Consider the following 17512-nt stretch of genomic DNA (forward strand, 5'->3'; position numbering starts at 1 on the left):
AAGTCCTTTTTAGATTACTACATTAATCAAGTAAAGTCTTTTGGTCTACTTGAATACCGGGACTCATCGTACTTGACAGATACACGCTCTTGATATAAGTACCTTTAGCGGCAGCCGGTTTCAATTTATTGATCACGTTCAAGAATTCTCTAGCGTTCTCCATAATCTTGTTCGGCTCGAATGTAACTTTACCAATAGAAGCGTGAATAATACCGAATTTGTCAACTTTAAAGTCGATCTTACCAGCCTTCACCTCGGTTACTGCTTTCCCGATTTCCGGGGTTACAGTACCACTCTTCGGGTTTGGCATCAATCCACGAGGACCCAAAATTCTACCAAGAGCACCTACTTTACCCATTACAGAAGGCATCGTGATGATAATATCGATGTCGGTCCAGCCGCCTTTCAATTTTTCGATATATTCATCCAATCCAACGTAATCGGCTCCGGCAGCCTTAGCTTCTTCCACCTTGTCAGGCGTACACAAAACCAAAACTCGTACTTGTTTACCGGTTCCATGAGGTAAAGTACATACACCGCGTACCATTTGATTGGCTTTACGCGGGTCTACACCCAGTCGAACGTCCATGTCAACTGACGCATCAAACTTCGTGAAAGTGATTTCCTTCACAAGCTGTGCGGCCTCGTCGATAGAATATACTTTTCCACCTTCGATCTTCGCTAAAGCTAACTTCTTATTTTTTGTCAGTTTACTCATTACGTTTGAAGTGTTACAAGTTCATTAAAAAGGTCTGTCACCGGTTACGGTTATACCCATACTTCTGGCGGTACCAGCTACCATACTCATTGCTTTCTCGATTTCAAAAGCGTTCAAATCTTTCATCTTGTCCGTAGCGATTGCTCTCACTTGATCCCAAGTGATAGAAGCCACTTTCTTACGATTGGGCTCTGCGGAACCGGATTTGATTTTAGCAACTTCCAAAAGTTGAATAGCAACAGGAGGTTGTTTTGTAATAAAATCAAACGATTTATCACCATACACCTGTATAATTACCGGGATGATCTTTCCTGCCTGCTCTTGAGTTCTAGCGTTAAATTGCTTACAGAAGTCCATGATATTGACTCCCTTAGAACCTAACGCCGGTCCTACTGGAGGCGAAGGATTAGCAGCTCCGGCTTTAATTTGCAGCTTGATAATAGCTTCAACTTGTTTTGCCATGATTGTTTTTAATCAAATAATTGTTATTCTTTTTCTACCTGCATGAAACTTAATTCGAGTGGTGTTTTCCGTCCGAAAATCTTGACAATTACTTTCAAGCGTTTCTTGTCCGTATTCACCTCCTCTATCACACCGGTAAAACCATTAAACGGTCCGTCAGTCACTTTAACTGACTCGCCAACGAAATAAGGGATACTTATTTCTTCTGGTTGTTCCGCAAGTTCATCTACTGTACCCAAGATCCGGTTTACCTCTGCTTGTCGCATCGGTACAGGGTCTCCTCCTTTGGTTTCCCCCAGGAAGCCGATCACATTCGTGATGTCACGAAGTATGTGAGGGATTTCTCCAACGAGCGCGGCCTCGATCAACACGTAACCCGGATAAAGATTTCGCTCACTGCTATACTTTTTCCCGTTACGCACCTGATACACCTTCTCTGCAGGTACTAAAACCTGTGAAACGTAATCCTGAAGCCCTAAACTGGCGATTTCGTTCTCGATGTACTCCTTTACCTTCTTCTCTTTTCCTCCAATGGTCCGAAGTACATACCATCTTTTTTTCATTTCAGCCATGTTAGACCTCCAAGATTTTTAGTAAAACAAATTATATATACCGGTCACGATATGTCTGAACGAAAAATCCATTGCAAAAATGCACAACGCTATGATAACGGAAGCAATCATCACAATTGTTGCACTACTCTGGAGCTCAGACCACGTGGGCCAAGTTACTTTATTCACCAGCTCGTTATAAACATCTGATATATAACTTTTAATCTTCATTTGTTCTATATTTAATTTGCACGGGAGGAGAGGTTCGAACTCCCGACCCTCGGTTTTGGAGACCGATGCTCTACCAACTGAGCCACTCCCGTGTGTGAGCCGACCGAAGCCGGCTCATTATTTTAAATTTTAAATTTTAAATTTTAAATTGCGAATCTACAATCTAAAATCATTAAATCTAAAATTGTATTAGTCTAAGATCTCAGTGATCTGACCAGCACCTACGGTTCTACCACCTTCACGGATAGCGAAACGCAAACCTACGTTACAAGCAACCGGAGTGATCAACTCAACAGTGATTGTCAAGTTATCACCAGGCATTACCATCTCACGTCCTTCCGGAAGAGTGATTTCACCGGTAACATCCAAGGTACGGATATAGAATTGAGGTCTGTATCTGTTGTGGAACGGAGTGTGACGACCACCTTCTTCTTTCTTCAAGATATAAACCTCAGCTTTGAATTTATCGTGCGGTTTAACAGAACCCGGTTTTGCCAATACCATACCACGTTTGATCTCGTCTTTGTCGATACCACGAAGTAACAAACCAACGTTATCACCAGCCTGACCTTCGTCAAGAATCTTACGGAACATCTCAACTCCGGTACATACGGTTTTCTTACCATCAGCACCCAAACCGATAATTTCCAACTCATCACTCGTGTGAACGATACCAGTTTCGATACGACCGGTAGCAACAGTTCCACGACCAGTGATAGAGAATACGTCCTCAACAGGCATCAAGAACGGTTTATCAACGGCACGAGTCGGTAACTCAATCCAGTTATCAACTGCATCCATCAATTCCATTACTTTATCTTCCCATTTCGGCTCTCCGTTCAAAGCACCAAGAGCAGAACCTAAAATAACCGGAGTATTATCTCCATCATATTGATAGAATGACAACAACTCACGAACTTCCATCTCAACCAACTCCAACATTTCCGGGTCGTCCACCATATCCACTTTGTTCAAGAACACAACGATTCTCGGAACGTTTACCTGACGAGCCAAAAGGATGTGCTCACGAGTCTGAGGCATCGGACCATCAGTAGCGGCACAAACTAAGATAGCACCGTCCATCTGAGCAGCACCAGTTACCATGTTCTTTACATAGTCGGCGTGTCCCGGACAGTCAACGTGTGCATAGTGACGATTTGCAGTCTGGTATTCAACGTGAGAAGTGTTAATGGTGATACCTCTCTCTTTTTCTTCCGGAGCGTTATCGATAGAATCGAATGAACGTAATTCAGAAAGACCTTTTTTTGCCAATACCGTAGTGATAGCAGCCGTCAAAGTAGTTTTACCGTGGTCAACGTGACCGATAGTACCAATATTTACGTGTGGTTTGGACCTGTCAAAATGTTCTTTAGCCATAACTCTAAAACAATTTTTATTATTAAACAATTTATCTCAATAACTCAATTTCATACAAGTAACTCGCTGTTTACCTGAAAATTACCCAGACAAGTGCGAGAAAACCCATTTAATTTGGCTTGCAAATGTACAAATTAAAAATCATATCTCACAATAAATGAGATCATTTTTCTTAATTTTCTCTTTTTTCTTTCGCTTTAACAAGTTGTCTCTTTAATACATCGTACAACTCGTCCACTGTTTCTTCAAAAGTTTTCGCGTTCTTTTTAGCGAACACGTCTTGCCCTTTGACATCAACATGCACCTCGGTCAACTTATTTTCCAGATGATCGTCTTTTTCCAATTTCAACGTAACATCTATACTCATAATTCCGTCGTGATACTTCTCCAATTTCGAGAATTTCTTATTAATGAACTCCTCCAGCACTGGATTTACTGAAAAACCTACAGGATTAATTCTAATGTCCATATCGTTTCCTCCTATAATTTATGCTCGCGGGTGAGCTTGTTTAAAAATCTTCAACATCTTCTCCACAGAGTTGTGAGTGTACACCTGGGTTGCTGCCAGACTGGAATGTCCCAACAATTCTTTAATTCCCTGAATCGGCGCACCGTTATCCAACAGATGCGTGGCAAAAGAATGTCGCAACACGTGCGGGCTGCGTTTTGCTAAAGAAGTATGTGATTCCAGTTCTTTCGTCACCAAACGATAAACGAAATTAGCGTAAAGCGGCTTTCCCTTATCGGTCACGAAAAACAGATCATGCTCCCCTTCCACCACGCGGCTCCGGGCATCCAAATAACATTCAATGTCCTGTATCAACTCGGTCATGATCGGGATTTCTCGCCATTTTCCACCTTTCCCGAAAACACGAATACAACGCCGTAAAAGATCAACATTCCCTACCTTCAATCCAACAATTTCAGAACGCCTCATTCCCGTATCATAAGCCATCAACAAGATCAAGAAATCTCTTAATCCGGAAAAACCTTTCTTTTTCTCCGCGTCATCCAGCGTACATTCCATCTCCTCTTCCCTCACGAAAACCGGCAATCGCTTCGGCAATTTCGGCCCGCTGATATTCTCGGCGGGATTCACCTCTATCACTTTCTCTTTTACAAGGAAACGAAAAAACGCCTTTATACTGCTCAACTTACGCTTACCGGAAGCAGCACTTAACTTCCCTCTGGTACCGTTCACCCTCAAGTCTCCCCTCATCTCTGCCACGACCCATTCTCTAACGAGCTTGGTCGTCACTCGAGAAAAATCCTCATTATTCCCTTCCAATCCACAAAATTCGTAGAACTGATACAAATCCGCCTTATACGCAATGATCGTATTTTCCGAATAACGTTTCACGCTACTCAAATACTTCAAGAACAATTCTATCTGCATCATTTCTACTATTTTAATAACGTAAGCAAGTTACGTCTTTTGTTTGGAAAAACAAAGAAAGTGATCGATTTATTCTTCCGCTTGTTGCAAAGATTGACGATAGGCAGCCTTCATCCGGGCCATTCTATTTCTAATAGACGGCTTGGTGAAGGCCTGACGATCTCTCAGCTCTTTAATCACGCCGGTTTTTTCGAATTTTCTTTTGAATTTTTTCAGTGCTCTCTCGATATTTTCGCCTTCTTTTAATGGTACAATTATCATGATTTATAATTTTAAAAAATGAATACTTATTTTATAACAAAAAAATCTGGCAACACCATAATGTGCTGCTTACTAATTAAATATATGTATATTTTTTACTATCTCAAAAATAATTGACCACCCCCTTTCAAGCGGATTGAAGTTCATATTTAACAATTCGAAAACTGGGCGCAAAGATAAATCAATTAATCGAGATATAAAAATAAAATTTCGTTTTTAGCGTTCTGAAGTACAAGCGGGAAGAAATGAAACCGCCTCAAGGAAAAGAGGCGGTTTCAGGGATGGACTTAAAACGAGAAGGAGTTAACAGATTCTCTCGCCGTTAAGTATCCAACCCATCAATTCTATTTTTAAAGGAAACAGCCGGGTGGGATTCAAACTACTAATGTGAGAAGATGAACGTGGCTCCCCTGTGCGTTTCCGGCTGCTTTCTTGTTAGCACCGGAATTAAAAAAATCCGGCGCTATATTTTAGCAATCCGGAAGATTTAAAAATCGGACCGGGCTGCTCTTCGTAACGGAGGTCTAGCAAACCAATGGACACGAAAATCAAGCCTCGACCCGACTATGATATATTACTATACGTAATCAGGTTCGAAGGCGTTGCAATCACCGTGGCCCATATAGAAGTTGCTAGTTTCCGTTCACAGTGCATAATTGCACGCTATCAATAAAAACCGAACGTGTTGCGTTCTGTCAGCGCAAAGATGATAAATAATTATCTCATAAACAAAAAAAGCACTAAATTATTTTTCAAGTTTCTGCAAAATAGCGTTATCTTCGTTTACTACTTTATAATAACAGCGAAAGCTGGATCAATTATATAACCATAATCTCTATTCTCAACTTTCACTAATTCAAATTACAAGACAAAAATAAAGCTATCAAGGATAATTTTCACCACAAATAAATTATCTTTGCATCCAATAAATACACAACATCATGGAAAAGGATAAAATCAACAGGCTTATCGAGATTCTAAACGAGGCTAAAGAAATAATTGCAGAATTGGAAGGATACGCAACCAAAAAGGAGAAACAAGCCAAAACAATAGAACAAATACTGGCAACAAACATTCGGGAGTTTGGATTTAGCACAAGGGCTATGAGTGTTTTATTGATGGCAGAGATAAAAACAGTGAAAGACATAACAAAATACACCAAATACGAAATACAAAACTTACGCTCCTGTGGGCGTGTATCAGCAAACGAGATTGAAGCGAAGCTAAACGCAGTAGGAATAAAATTGGCACAAGAAGAAGAGGATTAATCCAATCTATACCATCACAAGATGGGAGAGGGAACTCGCTCGCCGCTGCCCCCCCCTTCTCATAGACTTCGCTTTCCTTACCTGCCCAACAAGTCTATTTTTCCAGATAGCTAATATACTACACCACACACTCAAATTACAAATACAATCGTCTCAAAAATCAATTTTATCGAAGATGAATGCAAGAAGAATGCAGGATGAATGCTCCGTGGTCTAAATGAATTATCAGCAAACAACCAAGAGAAGCATAGATTGACATTGTTTAAAGACAGTGTAATACCAGACTTTTACCAAAGTAATAATCTCCTCACGCCCTTTTAGCTCCCTTCCATCGTCCTTTCATAGCCCATTCCCAATAAGCGAGCAATGAAGCAAAGAGTTGGATGAAAGAATCATGCGAGATTATTACTTCGGTATTTCAAGAGAATTACGGGGGTACATCAGGGATTCAACAAGTCCTTACAATAATAATCAAGAATCCCGTTAATCATATCCAGATAGGCCTTCGCCTTTGTATTTTCAGGATTTATACGTATCACCTCATTCAGATGGTTTATCGCTTGCGTTGTCTCCCCCATGGTATTATACACCACTCCCAGTTCCAACAGCACAAGTTCCCGTTCTCCTTCATTCTGTTCTAACATTTGCCGGAGCATGGTAATCGCTCCTTCCCGATTGCCTTGTTTTGCCAGTTGTTTTGCGTTTTCTATATTCATTGTTATTTCTACTTTTTATAAATATCCGTCTCAAAGGTAGCAATATTTTTCACGGCATCCTCCACCTTCAAGACAAGCCTGTTTTTTCCTTTCACGAAAACGGGTTCATTTATGTTACCTTCCAACAGGCGATTTTTCGCGTCATATGTGAACAAACACCATTTTCCATTCACCTCCACCCGATAAGAAGAGATACCCGACAAGTCGTCAACCATCCGGAACCGGATTTTCTGCCCGGCCCTCCCCGTGTAAAAAATAACCGGGGCAATCGTGTCCTGACGAACCGTGTATTCACCCAACACCCGGGGGAATGCCTCAAGCCCCTCTTCCGTCCATTGGGTTTTCAAGGCAGAAAAACGATTATTTTTCTCCAGCAAACAGATCACGGACTTTTCCGGGAACTTCCCGCCAACCACCAACCGGGCATTTTTCATCAACGGGTATATTTGTTTCCCGGTAGAAAACACCTCGATCGTCTCGACACTATCTCTCAAGCGGGAAGACACCTCCGGCTTGCACACGATCGGATAGGATAAAGCATCTGCCTCCAACCACAGGGTATATTTTCCTTTTTTCAAGCTATCGTTTTGGCGATTCGTCAATAATTTTTCCCCATCTGCCAATACCAATTCCCGCAAGGGAGATTTACCCCATAACTGGAACACAATCCTAGAACGATTCCCATTAATATCCGATAAATCAACCGTAACATCCACCACGCTATCTTTCTCAACCGGGATAAATCCCCCGTTCTGATTACTAACGGACAACAATTGCTCCTGATAGTTCCCGAAAGTCAAGTAAACCAAACGGTTTTCCCTGTAATGATGAAAATCCTTCAACTCGTTAACCAAAAACGTCTGGTCAAAAGAAAGCTCGTTCATGGTCATTTTAAAGACCTCCCGTCCGTTGGTACTCACGCTCAAATCATACACGCCCAATTTATTCCAAGAATCTTTCATGTAGTCATCAGATTGTATCCCAATCCCGACCATTCCGGCAGGCACCCCGACCTTTCCTCCCCGGAATACCCGGTTACCCGTATTTTTCACCTCCACCCGACGTGCAGCATTCCGCACCCCCTCGTTTGAAATCGAATACACGTAAACCCCTCGCACGCTCGGTCCCGTTTGATCCTTCACCGAAAGAAAACGTAAAGGATTTAAAGCACGCTCGCTTTTCGTGTCTCGCACCTCGAAATGCAAATGAGGACCACCCGAAGAGCCGGTATTCCCGCTATAAGCAATCGTGTCACCCGCACGAAAACGGAGTTCATAGCCCGACATATTCTCGTCCACCTCGAATGACTCCTTATTATATTGTATATTTCTCACGACTTTCGTAATTCGGGGTACAAAACGGCTCAAATGACCATACACCGTGGTTATCCCCCCCTCGTGTTCCAGATACAGGGCATTCCCGTACCCCGTGGCAGAAACCTTTACACGTGCCACGACACCGTCTTTCACGCAAATCACCGGTAGTCCTTCCCGTCCTCCGGTTTTAAAATCCAACCCGGTATGCAGGTGCGTCGCTCTCAATTCTCCGAAATTCCCACTCAGTAGCGGAACATTTTTCAACGGGTAAAGCAACGTGTCAGTTTGCGCGCAAACATTTGATGATAAAAGAAGTAACATCAACAACAAAGCTCCAATCCCTCTCCACATTATTTTGTTTGTCATAAAAAAACCATTAAATCCATTGCAAAATTAATAACACTATTGATATTTAAAAGAAATTATTCTATCTTTGTGGTGTAAAGATTATGTTATGACAGCAAAACAAGATGCCGTTATTAACGAGCTAAACACAAAAGTTGAACGACTGATAAAACTATATATATCCTCACTGGACAAAAACAGAGAGATGGATTCAGAGATGAAAGAACTCAGGATTCAAATCGAGCGGATGAAAAGTGAGAACATGAAATTACATGAAGAAATCAAGACATTGAAGGTGGCTGCTGCTATCTCGACCGGAGAAGGAAGTTCCGAGGCCAAAAATAGAATAAGCCAACTTGTGCGGGAGATTGATAAATGTATTGCTCTTTTGAATAATTAAATATGAATGATAAACTTACTATTACGCTAAATATAGCCGGTAGGCCCTGCGTTCTGACCATAGAGAGAGAGGAAGAAGAGGAGATCAGGAAAGCTGCACAGCTGATTAATAGTAAGATTGCAAAATATAGGGAAAAGTACGCAACTGCTGATCCCGTTGATTTTCTAGCTGTTACCGCGTTACAATTCACGGTAAAGATGCTGGAGGCTGAAAGGCGAAACGACGTGGAGCCGGTATTGGACGAGGTGAAGAAGATTAGTAGCAGGCTCGACGAAGTTGTGAAAGAGTAAAAAAGAAAGAGTTCTTTGAAAAGGAAATAGATATACCCGCATTATTTCGTATTTAACTGGAAAACTCAACACTTAACCAATTAGAGTGAAGCTTAGTTAGCCAAAGACAGGCCTCAACCCTTCGGGGTTCCTTCGGGACGGTGGAAGTTTGAATCTGACGGCAGCTCTACCCGTGTCTAACAGGGGTTTTTTAAAGAAGAAATGATGCGGGTTTTTTGTATAAACAAAAAACACCAAAATATATTATATAACTATAAATTCAAGTTACGAATATGATAACAATAATAATTACCGGTGTTATTGCTCTGATAGTGGGATTCGTTCTAGGATACCTGCTAATCAACATGACCTTGAAATACAGGAGCAAAAACATCATCAAGGAAGCGGAAGCAGAGGCGGAAGTAATTAAAAAAGACAAGATTTTGCAAGCAAAGGAGAAATTCCTGCAGATAAAGGCCGAACACGAAAAACAAGTGAATGCCCGCAATAGCAAAATCCTTCTCGCAGAAAATAAGCTAAAACAAAAAGATGCCGAATTGGCTCGTAAAATGGAAGAATGTCAACGCAAGATCAAAGACGCGGAGACACAACAGGAGACGCTAGAGGCCCAAAAAGAATTACTGGAAAAGAAACACGCCGAACTGGATAAATTCAAAAAACAACAGATCGAGCAACTGGAAGCCATTTCCGGGATGTCTGCCGATCAGGCAAAGGAAAAACTCATCAGTTCTTTGAAAGACGAGGCCGAAACCGAAGCGATGTCATACGTGAACGAGATTATGGAAGAGGCAAAAATGACGGCAAACATGGAGGCGAAAAAGATCGTGGTAAAAACCATCCAACGGGTGGCCACGGAAACTGCCACTGAAAACGCCGTATCTATATTCCATATTGATTCGGATGAAATCAAAGGACGTATCATCGGACGGGAAGGACGTAACATCCGGGCGCTGGAAGCAGCCACCGGTGTTGAAATCATCGTGGACGACACCCCGGAGGCAATTGTACTTTCCGGATTTGACCCGGTAAGACGAGAAATCGCTCGCCTTTCACTCCACCAATTAGTTACCGACGGACGTATTCACCCGGCACGGATTGAGGAAGTCGTAAACAAGGTGAAAAAACAAATCGAGGAAGAGATCGTCGAGACTGGAAAACGCACCACCATCGACTTGGGTATTCACGGGTTGCACCCGGAATTGATCCGGTTGGTCGGTAAAATGAAATACCGTTCTTCTTACGGGCAGAACTTGTTACAACACGCTCGCGAAACAGCCAACCTCTGTGCCATCATGGCCGCGGAATTGGGCTTGAACGTGAAGAAAGCAAAACGTGCCGGATTATTGCATGACATAGGTAAAGTGCCCGATGACGAACCGGAATTACCGCACGCAATCCTCGGTATGCGCCTAGCAGAAAAATACAAGGAGAAACCGGATATTTGCAACGCTATCGGTGCTCACCACGAAGAAATTGAAATGACAACGATGATCGCCCCGATCGTTCAGGCTTGTGATGCCATCTCAGGCGCACGTCCGGGAGCAAGACGGGAAGTAGTTGAGTCATACATCAAACGCCTGAAAGAGATGGAAGACCTTGCACTTTCTTATAATGGAGTGGTCAAGACCTACGCCATCCAAGCAGGCCGCGAATTACGGGTAGTCGTTGGTAGTGAAAAGGTATCTGACACGGAGGCAGAGAAAATTTCATACGAGATCGCTAAAAAGATTCAGGATGAAATGACCTACCCCGGACAGGTGAAAGTCACGGTGATTCGAGAAACACGCGCTATAAACTACGCAAAATAATTAAAAGTCCGGCCGAGATAGCCGGACTTTTAAGTTACAGGTTACAAGTTAGCAGGTTACAGGTTTAAAGTCGAAGACTTAACTTGTAACCTGTAACTTTTTAATCCAGCCGGGGCGACAGGATTAAAAAACCCCAAACATTTGTCCGGTATTATTTGTTTTACTAAATTTGGTTGCTCAAAAAGTAAACAGTATATGGAGCCAATAAAATCATCAGAATTAATCACGAACGATGACGGGAGTGTCTTTCACCTCCACCTTCATCCCGAAGATCTGGCAGAACAAGTGATCCTCGTGGGTGACCCTTCCCGAGTAGAAATGATTGCCTCGTATTTCGAGAAAATAGAAGTCAGGAAAAGCGACCGGGAGTTCTGTACCATCACCGGATATTACAAGGGACACCGCCTGTCAGTTATCTCTACCGGAATCGGTGCGGATAACATTGACATTGTGATGAATGAACTGGATGCTTTGGTCAATATCAACTTGCACACCAAAGAAATAAATGCGGAAAAGAAAACATTAAATATAGTACGAATCGGGACTTCCGGTTCCGTGCAGGCAGATGTACCCGTACATTCATTCGTGATCTCGGAAATGAGCCTCGGCATAGACGGGGTATTGCGTTTCTACCGGGATAACGAAATGGTATGTGATGCCGCTTTCGAGGAGGCCTTTATCAAGGAATGTCACTGGACACCCTTAGCAGCCCGCCCGTATGCGGTAAAAGCATCTGACGAACTGGTGGACAAATTACACACGGAAGGCGTTACCGTGAAAGGCGTCACGTTGACGGCAAACGGATTCTACGGGCCACAAGGACGAGTGCTTCGCTTACCGATCGAGATGCCGACAGTGAATGATGAAATTGCCCGTTTCGAATTCGGGAATTACAAAATTGTCAATTACGAGATGGAAAGTGCCGCCATTGCCGGGCTGGCCGCTCTTATGGGCCATCGGGCCACCACGATTTGCTTGATCATTGCCAACCGGGCCAACGGGGATGCCTCGGCCGATTACAAACCGCACATGAAGAAACTTATTGAATATACATTAAATTCTCTCATACGTTAATCACTTATTAATTATGATTCAAAGGATTCAAACTATTTACTTGCTCGTGGTAGCTATCATCATGACGATTCCGTTGTACGTGCCGATCGCCCAATTGCTTATCCCGAATGACGCGAGCTATAACTTTTTTACTTATGGCGTGGTTCTCATTGGAGAAAACAGCGTGCTACAAGCCCACTACTGGGCCTTGTTAATCATGAATATTTTCACGATCGGAGTTCCCTTAGTGAACGTGTTCTTGTTTAAAAAACGTTTCCTCCAATTGCGTTTATGTATCGTGGAAATCATCTTATTGATCGGTGCCATTATCTTGATGTGGTATCACATCAATCAATTCGCGGACAAAATGAACGCCGAGATTCTTTATAAATTCAGCCTTATATTGCCCGTGATCTGTATTATTTTCACATACCTGGCCATAAGGGGAATACTTAAAGACATCAAATTGCTCAAATCTTTTGACAGAATTCGATAATTATCAAAATAATCATAAACCAATAACTAAAAATGAGAAAAGCACATTTACTGGTTACACTAGCGTTTGTTTGCTGCACCACGTACACGATGGCCTGCACGAACTTTTTATTCACGAAAGGAGCAACGAAAGACGGGTCGACAATGGTCACTTATTCTGCCGACTCCCACGTTTTATACGGAGAATTGTATCACTGGCCCGCACAAGACTGGCCTGCCGGAAGTATGCTCGATGTCTACGAGTGGGACACCGGTAAATTTATGGGTAAAATCCCGCAAGTAGCCCACACGTACAACGTGGTAGGAAACATGAACGAGCATCAGCTCGCTATTTCCGAAACCACTTTCGGGGGACGTAAAGAACTGGAATCCCAAACGGGAGCTATTATAGATTATGGTAGCGCCATATATATCACGTTACAACGTGCGAAAAATGCCCGTGAGGCCATTGTGGTAATGACCGACTTGATTGAAAAATACGGTTGGGCAAGTAGTGGAGAGTCGATCTCTATCATTGACCCGAACGAAGTATGGATTATCGAAATCATCGGTAAGGGAGAAGGAGAAAAAGGAGCTGTTTGGGTAGCACGTATGGTACCGGACGGGTATGTTTCCGCCCACGCGAACCAAGCTCGTATCACGACTTTTCCGCTAGAAGGTAAAACTTCTATCTCTTCTGACAAAATGAACAAGATTTACGATCCGAATATCACCACCGTGTATTCCAAGGACGTGATCTCTTTCGCGAAAGAAAAAGGATTCTATCCTCAAGACGGGAAAAATAAAGATTTCAGTTTCTCTGATACTTACGCTCCGGTTGACTTCAGCGGGGCTCGTGCCTGTGAAATCCGTGTCTGGGCATTCTTCAATGCCGTGAACCCGGACATGGCTCAATACTGGGATTACGCCACGGGAAGAAACATTCAACGGGATAGCAAAGGTTACGCAACCAACCGTATGCCGTTATGGATTAAACCCAGCGAGAAAGTAGACGTGATGCAAGTGATGGATTTCATGCGCGATCACCTGGAAGGAACAGAACTGGATATGAGCAAGGATATGGGAGCCGGCCCGTACGAATGTCCGTACAGATGGCGTCCGATGAGTTTCAAAGTAGACGGGAAAGAATATGTTCACGAAAGAGCAACAGCAACCCAACAAACCGGATTCACATTTGTAGCACAATGTAGAAGTTGGTTACCCGATGAAATCGGAGGAATCCTTTGGTTTGGTGTTGATGATGCAGCCAGTTCCGTGTATTTCCCGATGTATTCAGCAGCCACGGAAGTACCTTTTGCTTTCGCAGTTGGTAACGGCAGCATGATGGAATTCACCAATAAAGCAGCCTTCTGGGTATTCAACCAAGTAACGAACTTCGCGTACACACGCTATAACTTGATTCACCCGGAAATTCGTGCAAAACAAGTTGCGCTGGAACAACAATACGTGAATTTCGTCCAAATGATCGATGCCGGAGCAAAAGAGATGTTAGCTCAAGACAAAGAATCAGCGATTAAATTTATCACGGACTTCTCCTGTCGCACGGGAAATCAGCTGGTGGACACGTGGAGAGATTTTTACGGTTACCTGTTCTGCAAATTCATGGATGGTAACGTGAAAACCGCAATCCCGGGAGAGAAAAACCCGAAAGTGGAGCAACCCGCTTTACCGGAATGGTATCTCCGAATGATTATCGAACAGACGGGTAAAAAACTTGAGGTGGTAGAATAAACACTACAAAATAAATATTCCGATGCTTGCATCGGAATATTTATTTTTCTACCTTTGCCATTCGATTTTGAAACGTACGTAGTCTCTTACATAAAAGACAAAAGTCGTAATACTGCGTTCGATAAATAAACTTTTTAAAATAAAGACAATGGACTTAATTAAAATTGCGGAACAGGCTTTTGCTCAAGAAAACGCTATCGAAATTCCTTCATTCAACACGGGTGATACCATTAGCGTACACTACAAAATTAAAGAAGGAAACAAAGAACGTATTCAGATTTTCAAAGGTGTTGTTATCCAAATTAAGGGAACAGGAACTACCAAGACTTTTACGGTTAGAAAAATGTCTGGTAACGTGGGCGTAGAACGTATCATTCCTTTCAATTCTCCTTACATTCATGCAATCGAGGTGAACAAGAGAGGTGTTGTTCGTAGATCCAGAATTTTCTACTTCCGTGAGCTTACCGGAAAGAAAGCAAAAATTAAAGAGAAGAAATTTTAATTTAAGCTTTAGCCATATAAAAAAGCCTCGTTTGAAACGAGGCTTTTTTATTTAAACATTTTCTCAAAATTTCTTCGTTGAAACGTAACAATTTAATTCCAAAATCCATACTATTCATTTAAGAAAATCCTAACTTTGCAAGAAGGTAAATAAAATGAGTACTTATGGAAAATAATGACATCATAAAAATAGCCCGAGCCAAAGCCGAAAAATGGTTGGACAAGGCATACGATGAAAAAACACGCGAAGAAGTAAAACGCATGTTGGAAAACACGGACACGACAGAATTGATTGAATCGTTTTACAACGATCTGGAATTCGGAACCGGTGGTTTACGGGGAATCATGGGAGTGGGAACCAACCGCATGAACATTTACACGGTAGGCGCTGCCACACAAGGTTTTTCAAACTACATCAACAAGATGTTCCCGAATGAAAAAAAAGCCGTATGTATCGGTCATGACTGCCGTCATAACTCCCGGCTCTTTTCAGAAACAGCCGCCAATATTTTCTCGGCCAACGGAATACACGTTTACCTGTTCGAAGATTTGCGCCCCACGCCCGAAATGTCATTTGCTATCCGGGACTTAGGCTGCAAAGGTGGTGTTATTCTTACCGCCTCTCACAACCCGAAAGAATATAATGGTTATAAAGCATACTGGGATGACGGATCGCAACTCGTTCCCCCGCATGATAAGAACGTGATCGATGAAGTAAAAAAAGTACAAGTCTCGGATATTAAATTCGAAGGAGTACCGGAAATGATCACCATTTTAGGAAAAGATTTTGACAAAAAATACCTGGATAAAGTGAAAACGTTAAGTCTTTCACCGGAAGCCATACAAAAAGAACACGATTTAAAAATCGTCTTTACCCCACTACATGGAACTACCTACGAACTTGTTCCTGCCTCTTTACGTAACTGGGGATTCACGAACATTCATACCGTACCGGAGCAAAGTATTCCCGACGGGGATTTCCCGACCGTGGCATCTGCAAACCCGGAGGAACCGGCAGCTTTCAAAATGGCTCTAGACTTGGCTCGCAAAATTGATGCAGATTTGGCTATGGCTTGTGACCCGGATGGGGACCGTATTGGTATCGCCGTAAAAAATGACGCGGGAGAATGGACGCTATTGAACGGAAACCAGACCAATATTATTTTCACGGAATACATCATCCGCAGAAAAAAAGAACTGAACCAACTTAAAGGTGGTGAATACACGGTAAAAACCATCGTCACTACCGAATTGATTAAAGATATTGCAGAAAAGAATCACATCATCTGTTATGACGTGTACACTGGATTCAAATGGATTGCCGACGTGATCCGCAAAGAAGGCGGGGAGAAATTCATCGGTGGCGGGGAAGAATCCTTTGGCTACATGCCGGGAGCATTTACCCGGGACAAAGACGGGGTTTCTGCCACGTCATTAATGGCCGAAATCGCCGCTTGGGTAAAGATGCAAAATAAAACACTGTACTCTTTCCTCAAGGAAATCTACGCCAAATACGGATTCTCACAAGAGAGGATGATTTATATCGTGCGCAAAGGTTTAAGCGGGGCGCAAGAGATCAAAGCCATGATGGAAGAGTTCCGCCACAACACCCCGAAGGAGATCAATCATAGTCCGGTTGTGTTGAAAAAAGACTACCTCTCTTTGGAAGCGACCAATTTACAAACCGGAGAAAAAACGCACCTCAATTTCGAGACGAAAAGTGACGTTTTGCAATTCTTCTTGGCCGATGGTAGTAAGATTTCCGTTCGTCCTTCCGGTACCGAACCTAAGATTAAATTTTACTTTGAAGGTCGGGCCCAGATGAAAGATATAAATGACTATGAACGGGCGCAACAGGATGCGAACGCCCGTATTGATGCTATTATCAAGGATTTGAAACTTCAATAAAAAGCATAAAGGTGTCAAAAGTCATTTTTCAAACTTCCTCCCCCCTTCGGGGTACTCCCTCTATAAACAGAGGGAGAGCTGAAATACTCCCTGTCTTCGGGAGGAGTCACCAGCTCCTCCTCTGTTTATAGAGGAGGTGGCACGAAGTGACGGAGGAGTTTAATAAATGACTTTTGACACCTCTCTTTTACCCCTCCATTTCGATCATCTCATCCTTGAAATTAATCAGGTATAATTTTTTGCGGGCCCGGGTAAATGCAGTGTATAGCCAACGCCAATACTCATCGTCATAAGAATCCTCTCCCAGCCATCCCGGATCAACAAATACCGCATCCCATTGTCCCCCTTGGGCTTTATGACACGTGACTGCATAGGCAAATTTAATTTGCAGGGCATTATAATATTCGTTCTCTTGAATTTTCTTAAACCGTTTTTGCTTGGAAGCAATATCTGTATAATCCTCTTCCACGGCCATATACAACCGCCGATAATCTTCATAACTCAATGCAGGTTGTTCCGTGGTCAAGGTATCCAACATGACCCATGCCGTGATCTCTTCCTCGTAACCGTAAATACTTAGACGAGTGTTGACAAAATGGAATCCGTATAAATCCTTATATTTCCCGACCTTCTCCACAGTGGCAATATCCCCGTTCGCGATAAAATCCACCTTATCGTACTCCGC

General features: G+C 42.7%; 20 protein-coding genes and 1 tRNA gene. 9 read left to right on the plus strand and 12 right to left on the minus strand.

Annotated features, from left to right (window positions below; all coding sequences use genetic code 11):
• Positions 1-22: 22 nt before the first annotated feature.
• The 9 genes from rplA to rpsU form a co-directional block, all read right to left on the minus strand.
• A complete protein-coding gene (gene rplA, locus AB5542_RS05640; RefSeq protein ID WP_027200808.1) occupies positions 23-718 on the minus strand; it encodes a 50S ribosomal protein L1 in 696 nt (231 codons plus the stop codon).
• A 24-nt stretch (positions 719-742) separates the two neighbouring features.
• Complete coding sequence (gene rplK, locus AB5542_RS05645; protein WP_027200807.1) at positions 743-1180, minus strand: 50S ribosomal protein L11; 438 nt, start codon at positions 1178-1180, stop codon at positions 743-745.
• 23 nt (positions 1181-1203) lie between these two features.
• Positions 1204-1752 carry a transcription termination/antitermination protein NusG gene (gene nusG / locus AB5542_RS05650; RefSeq protein WP_087420801.1) on the minus strand — a complete coding sequence of 183 codons (549 nt, stop codon included), beginning with the start codon at positions 1750-1752 and terminating at the stop codon, positions 1204-1206.
• 18 nt (positions 1753-1770) lie between these two features.
• The gene (gene secE, locus AB5542_RS05655; RefSeq protein ID WP_027200805.1) at positions 1771-1962 is read right to left on the minus strand and encodes a preprotein translocase subunit SecE; all 192 of its coding nucleotides are present in this window, start codon (positions 1960-1962) and stop codon (positions 1771-1773) included.
• 19 nt (positions 1963-1981) lie between these two features.
• Positions 1982-2054, minus strand: a tRNA-Trp gene (locus AB5542_RS05660).
• 97 nt (positions 2055-2151) lie between these two features.
• The gene (tuf, locus tag AB5542_RS05665) at positions 2152-3339 is read right to left on the minus strand and encodes an elongation factor Tu (protein WP_270544407.1); all 1188 of its coding nucleotides are present in this window, start codon (positions 3337-3339) and stop codon (positions 2152-2154) included.
• 172 nt (positions 3340-3511) lie between these two features.
• Positions 3512-3808, minus strand: a complete 297-nt coding sequence (hpf, locus tag AB5542_RS05670) for a ribosome hibernation-promoting factor, HPF/YfiA family (protein WP_027200803.1) — start codon at positions 3806-3808, stop codon at positions 3512-3514.
• Between the two features lie 18 nt (positions 3809-3826).
• Positions 3827-4738, minus strand: a complete 912-nt coding sequence (locus tag AB5542_RS05675; RefSeq protein WP_279040093.1) for a tyrosine-type recombinase/integrase — start codon at positions 4736-4738, stop codon at positions 3827-3829.
• A gap of 66 nt (positions 4739-4804) precedes the next feature.
• Complete coding sequence (rpsU, locus tag AB5542_RS05680) at positions 4805-4996, minus strand: 30S ribosomal protein S21 (RefSeq protein ID WP_027200801.1); 192 nt, start codon at positions 4994-4996, stop codon at positions 4805-4807.
• A 941-nt stretch (positions 4997-5937) separates the two neighbouring features.
• Here rpsU and AB5542_RS05685 point away from each other — a divergent pair.
• Positions 5938-6264 (plus strand): DNA-directed RNA polymerase subunit alpha C-terminal domain-containing protein, encoded by a 327-nt coding sequence (locus AB5542_RS05685; RefSeq protein WP_270544409.1) that lies wholly within the window; start codon positions 5938-5940, stop codon positions 6262-6264.
• Between the two features lie 440 nt (positions 6265-6704).
• On the opposite strand, the gene AB5542_RS05690 is transcribed toward AB5542_RS05685, so the two are convergent.
• On the minus strand, positions 6705-6980 hold the full coding sequence (locus AB5542_RS05690; RefSeq protein WP_270544410.1) for a tetratricopeptide repeat protein: 276 nt from the start codon (positions 6978-6980) through the stop codon (positions 6705-6707).
• A gap of 8 nt (positions 6981-6988) precedes the next feature.
• Positions 6989-8662, minus strand: coding sequence for a M23 family metallopeptidase (locus tag AB5542_RS05695; protein WP_279040090.1), 1674 nt, complete (start codon positions 8660-8662; stop codon positions 6989-6991).
• 88 nt (positions 8663-8750) lie between these two features.
• Here AB5542_RS05695 and AB5542_RS05700 point away from each other — a divergent pair, with 88 nt between their 5' ends.
• From AB5542_RS05700 to AB5542_RS05735, 8 genes are all read left to right on the plus strand, one after another.
• The gene (locus AB5542_RS05700) at positions 8751-9041 is read left to right on the plus strand and encodes a hypothetical protein (protein WP_087420795.1); all 291 of its coding nucleotides are present in this window, start codon (positions 8751-8753) and stop codon (positions 9039-9041) included.
• A 2-nt stretch (positions 9042-9043) separates the two neighbouring features.
• Entirely contained in the window at positions 9044-9331 is a 288-nt protein-coding gene (locus AB5542_RS05705; RefSeq protein ID WP_027200797.1) for a cell division protein ZapA, read from the plus strand.
• Between the two features lie 272 nt (positions 9332-9603).
• Positions 9604-11139, plus strand: coding sequence for a ribonuclease Y (gene rny / locus AB5542_RS05710; RefSeq protein WP_087420794.1), 1536 nt, complete (start codon positions 9604-9606; stop codon positions 11137-11139).
• A 195-nt stretch (positions 11140-11334) separates the two neighbouring features.
• Positions 11335-12213 carry a nucleoside phosphorylase gene (locus AB5542_RS05715; RefSeq protein WP_279040088.1) on the plus strand — a complete coding sequence of 293 codons (879 nt, stop codon included), beginning with the start codon at positions 11335-11337 and terminating at the stop codon, positions 12211-12213.
• Positions 12214-12226: 13 nt separating this feature from the next.
• Positions 12227-12688 (plus strand): DUF4293 domain-containing protein, encoded by a 462-nt coding sequence (locus AB5542_RS05720; protein ID WP_087420792.1) that lies wholly within the window; start codon positions 12227-12229, stop codon positions 12686-12688.
• Positions 12689-12720: 32 nt separating this feature from the next.
• The gene (locus AB5542_RS05725; RefSeq protein WP_087420791.1) at positions 12721-14418 is read left to right on the plus strand and encodes a dipeptidase; all 1698 of its coding nucleotides are present in this window, start codon (positions 12721-12723) and stop codon (positions 14416-14418) included.
• A 148-nt stretch (positions 14419-14566) separates the two neighbouring features.
• A complete protein-coding gene (gene rplS / locus AB5542_RS05730; RefSeq protein WP_027200792.1) occupies positions 14567-14920 on the plus strand; it encodes a 50S ribosomal protein L19 in 354 nt (117 codons plus the stop codon).
• Between the two features lie 164 nt (positions 14921-15084).
• A complete protein-coding gene (locus tag AB5542_RS05735) occupies positions 15085-16827 on the plus strand; it encodes a phospho-sugar mutase (protein ID WP_279040086.1) in 1743 nt (580 codons plus the stop codon).
• Between the two features lie 187 nt (positions 16828-17014).
• On the opposite strand, the gene AB5542_RS05740 is transcribed toward AB5542_RS05735, so the two are convergent.
• Positions 17015-17512 (minus strand): ATP-binding domain-containing protein (locus AB5542_RS05740; RefSeq protein ID WP_368243012.1); only part of this gene is annotated, 498 nt, incomplete at its 5' end.

The sequence above is a fragment of the Butyricimonas sp. RTP31003st1_G1_RTP31003_210430 genome (genome assembly GCF_040920905.1).
Lineage (GTDB): Bacteria > Bacteroidota > Bacteroidia > Bacteroidales > Marinifilaceae > Butyricimonas > Butyricimonas paravirosa.

Coding starts and splice junctions, on each gene's coding strand:
- rplS (WP_027200792.1), top strand. CDS start 14,567: ATGGACTTAATTAAAATTGCGGAACAGGCTTTTGCTCAAGAAAACGCT.
- AB5542_RS05695 (WP_279040090.1), bottom strand. CDS start 8,662: ATGACAAACAAAATAATGTGGAGAGGGATTGGAGCTTTGTTGTTGATG.
- AB5542_RS05675 (WP_279040093.1), bottom strand. CDS start 4,738: ATGATGCAGATAGAATTGTTCTTGAAGTATTTGAGTAGCGTGAAACGT.
- AB5542_RS05725 (WP_087420791.1), top strand. CDS start 12,721: ATGAGAAAAGCACATTTACTGGTTACACTAGCGTTTGTTTGCTGCACC.
- AB5542_RS05735 (WP_279040086.1), top strand. CDS start 15,085: ATGGAAAATAATGACATCATAAAAATAGCCCGAGCCAAAGCCGAAAAA.
- AB5542_RS05690 (WP_270544410.1), bottom strand. CDS start 6,980: ATGAATATAGAAAACGCAAAACAACTGGCAAAACAAGGCAATCGGGAA.
- AB5542_RS05720 (WP_087420792.1), top strand. CDS start 12,227: ATGATTCAAAGGATTCAAACTATTTACTTGCTCGTGGTAGCTATCATC.
- AB5542_RS05705 (WP_027200797.1), top strand. CDS start 9,044: ATGAATGATAAACTTACTATTACGCTAAATATAGCCGGTAGGCCCTGC.
- rplA (WP_027200808.1), bottom strand. CDS start 718: ATGAGTAAACTGACAAAAAATAAGAAGTTAGCTTTAGCGAAGATCGAA.
- AB5542_RS05685 (WP_270544409.1), top strand. CDS start 5,938: ATGGAAAAGGATAAAATCAACAGGCTTATCGAGATTCTAAACGAGGCT.
- rny (WP_087420794.1), top strand. CDS start 9,604: ATGATAACAATAATAATTACCGGTGTTATTGCTCTGATAGTGGGATTC.
- hpf (WP_027200803.1), bottom strand. CDS start 3,808: ATGGACATTAGAATTAATCCTGTAGGTTTTTCAGTAAATCCAGTGCTG.
- rplK (WP_027200807.1), bottom strand. CDS start 1,180: ATGGCAAAACAAGTTGAAGCTATTATCAAGCTGCAAATTAAAGCCGGA.
- tuf (WP_270544407.1), bottom strand. CDS start 3,339: ATGGCTAAAGAACATTTTGACAGGTCCAAACCACACGTAAATATTGGT.
- nusG (WP_087420801.1), bottom strand. CDS start 1,752: ATGGCTGAAATGAAAAAAAGATGGTATGTACTTCGGACCATTGGAGGA.
- secE (WP_027200805.1), bottom strand. CDS start 1,962: ATGAAGATTAAAAGTTATATATCAGATGTTTATAACGAGCTGGTGAAT.
- AB5542_RS05700 (WP_087420795.1), top strand. CDS start 8,751: ATGACAGCAAAACAAGATGCCGTTATTAACGAGCTAAACACAAAAGTT.
- rpsU (WP_027200801.1), bottom strand. CDS start 4,996: ATGATAATTGTACCATTAAAAGAAGGCGAAAATATCGAGAGAGCACTG.
- AB5542_RS05715 (WP_279040088.1), top strand. CDS start 11,335: ATGGAGCCAATAAAATCATCAGAATTAATCACGAACGATGACGGGAGT.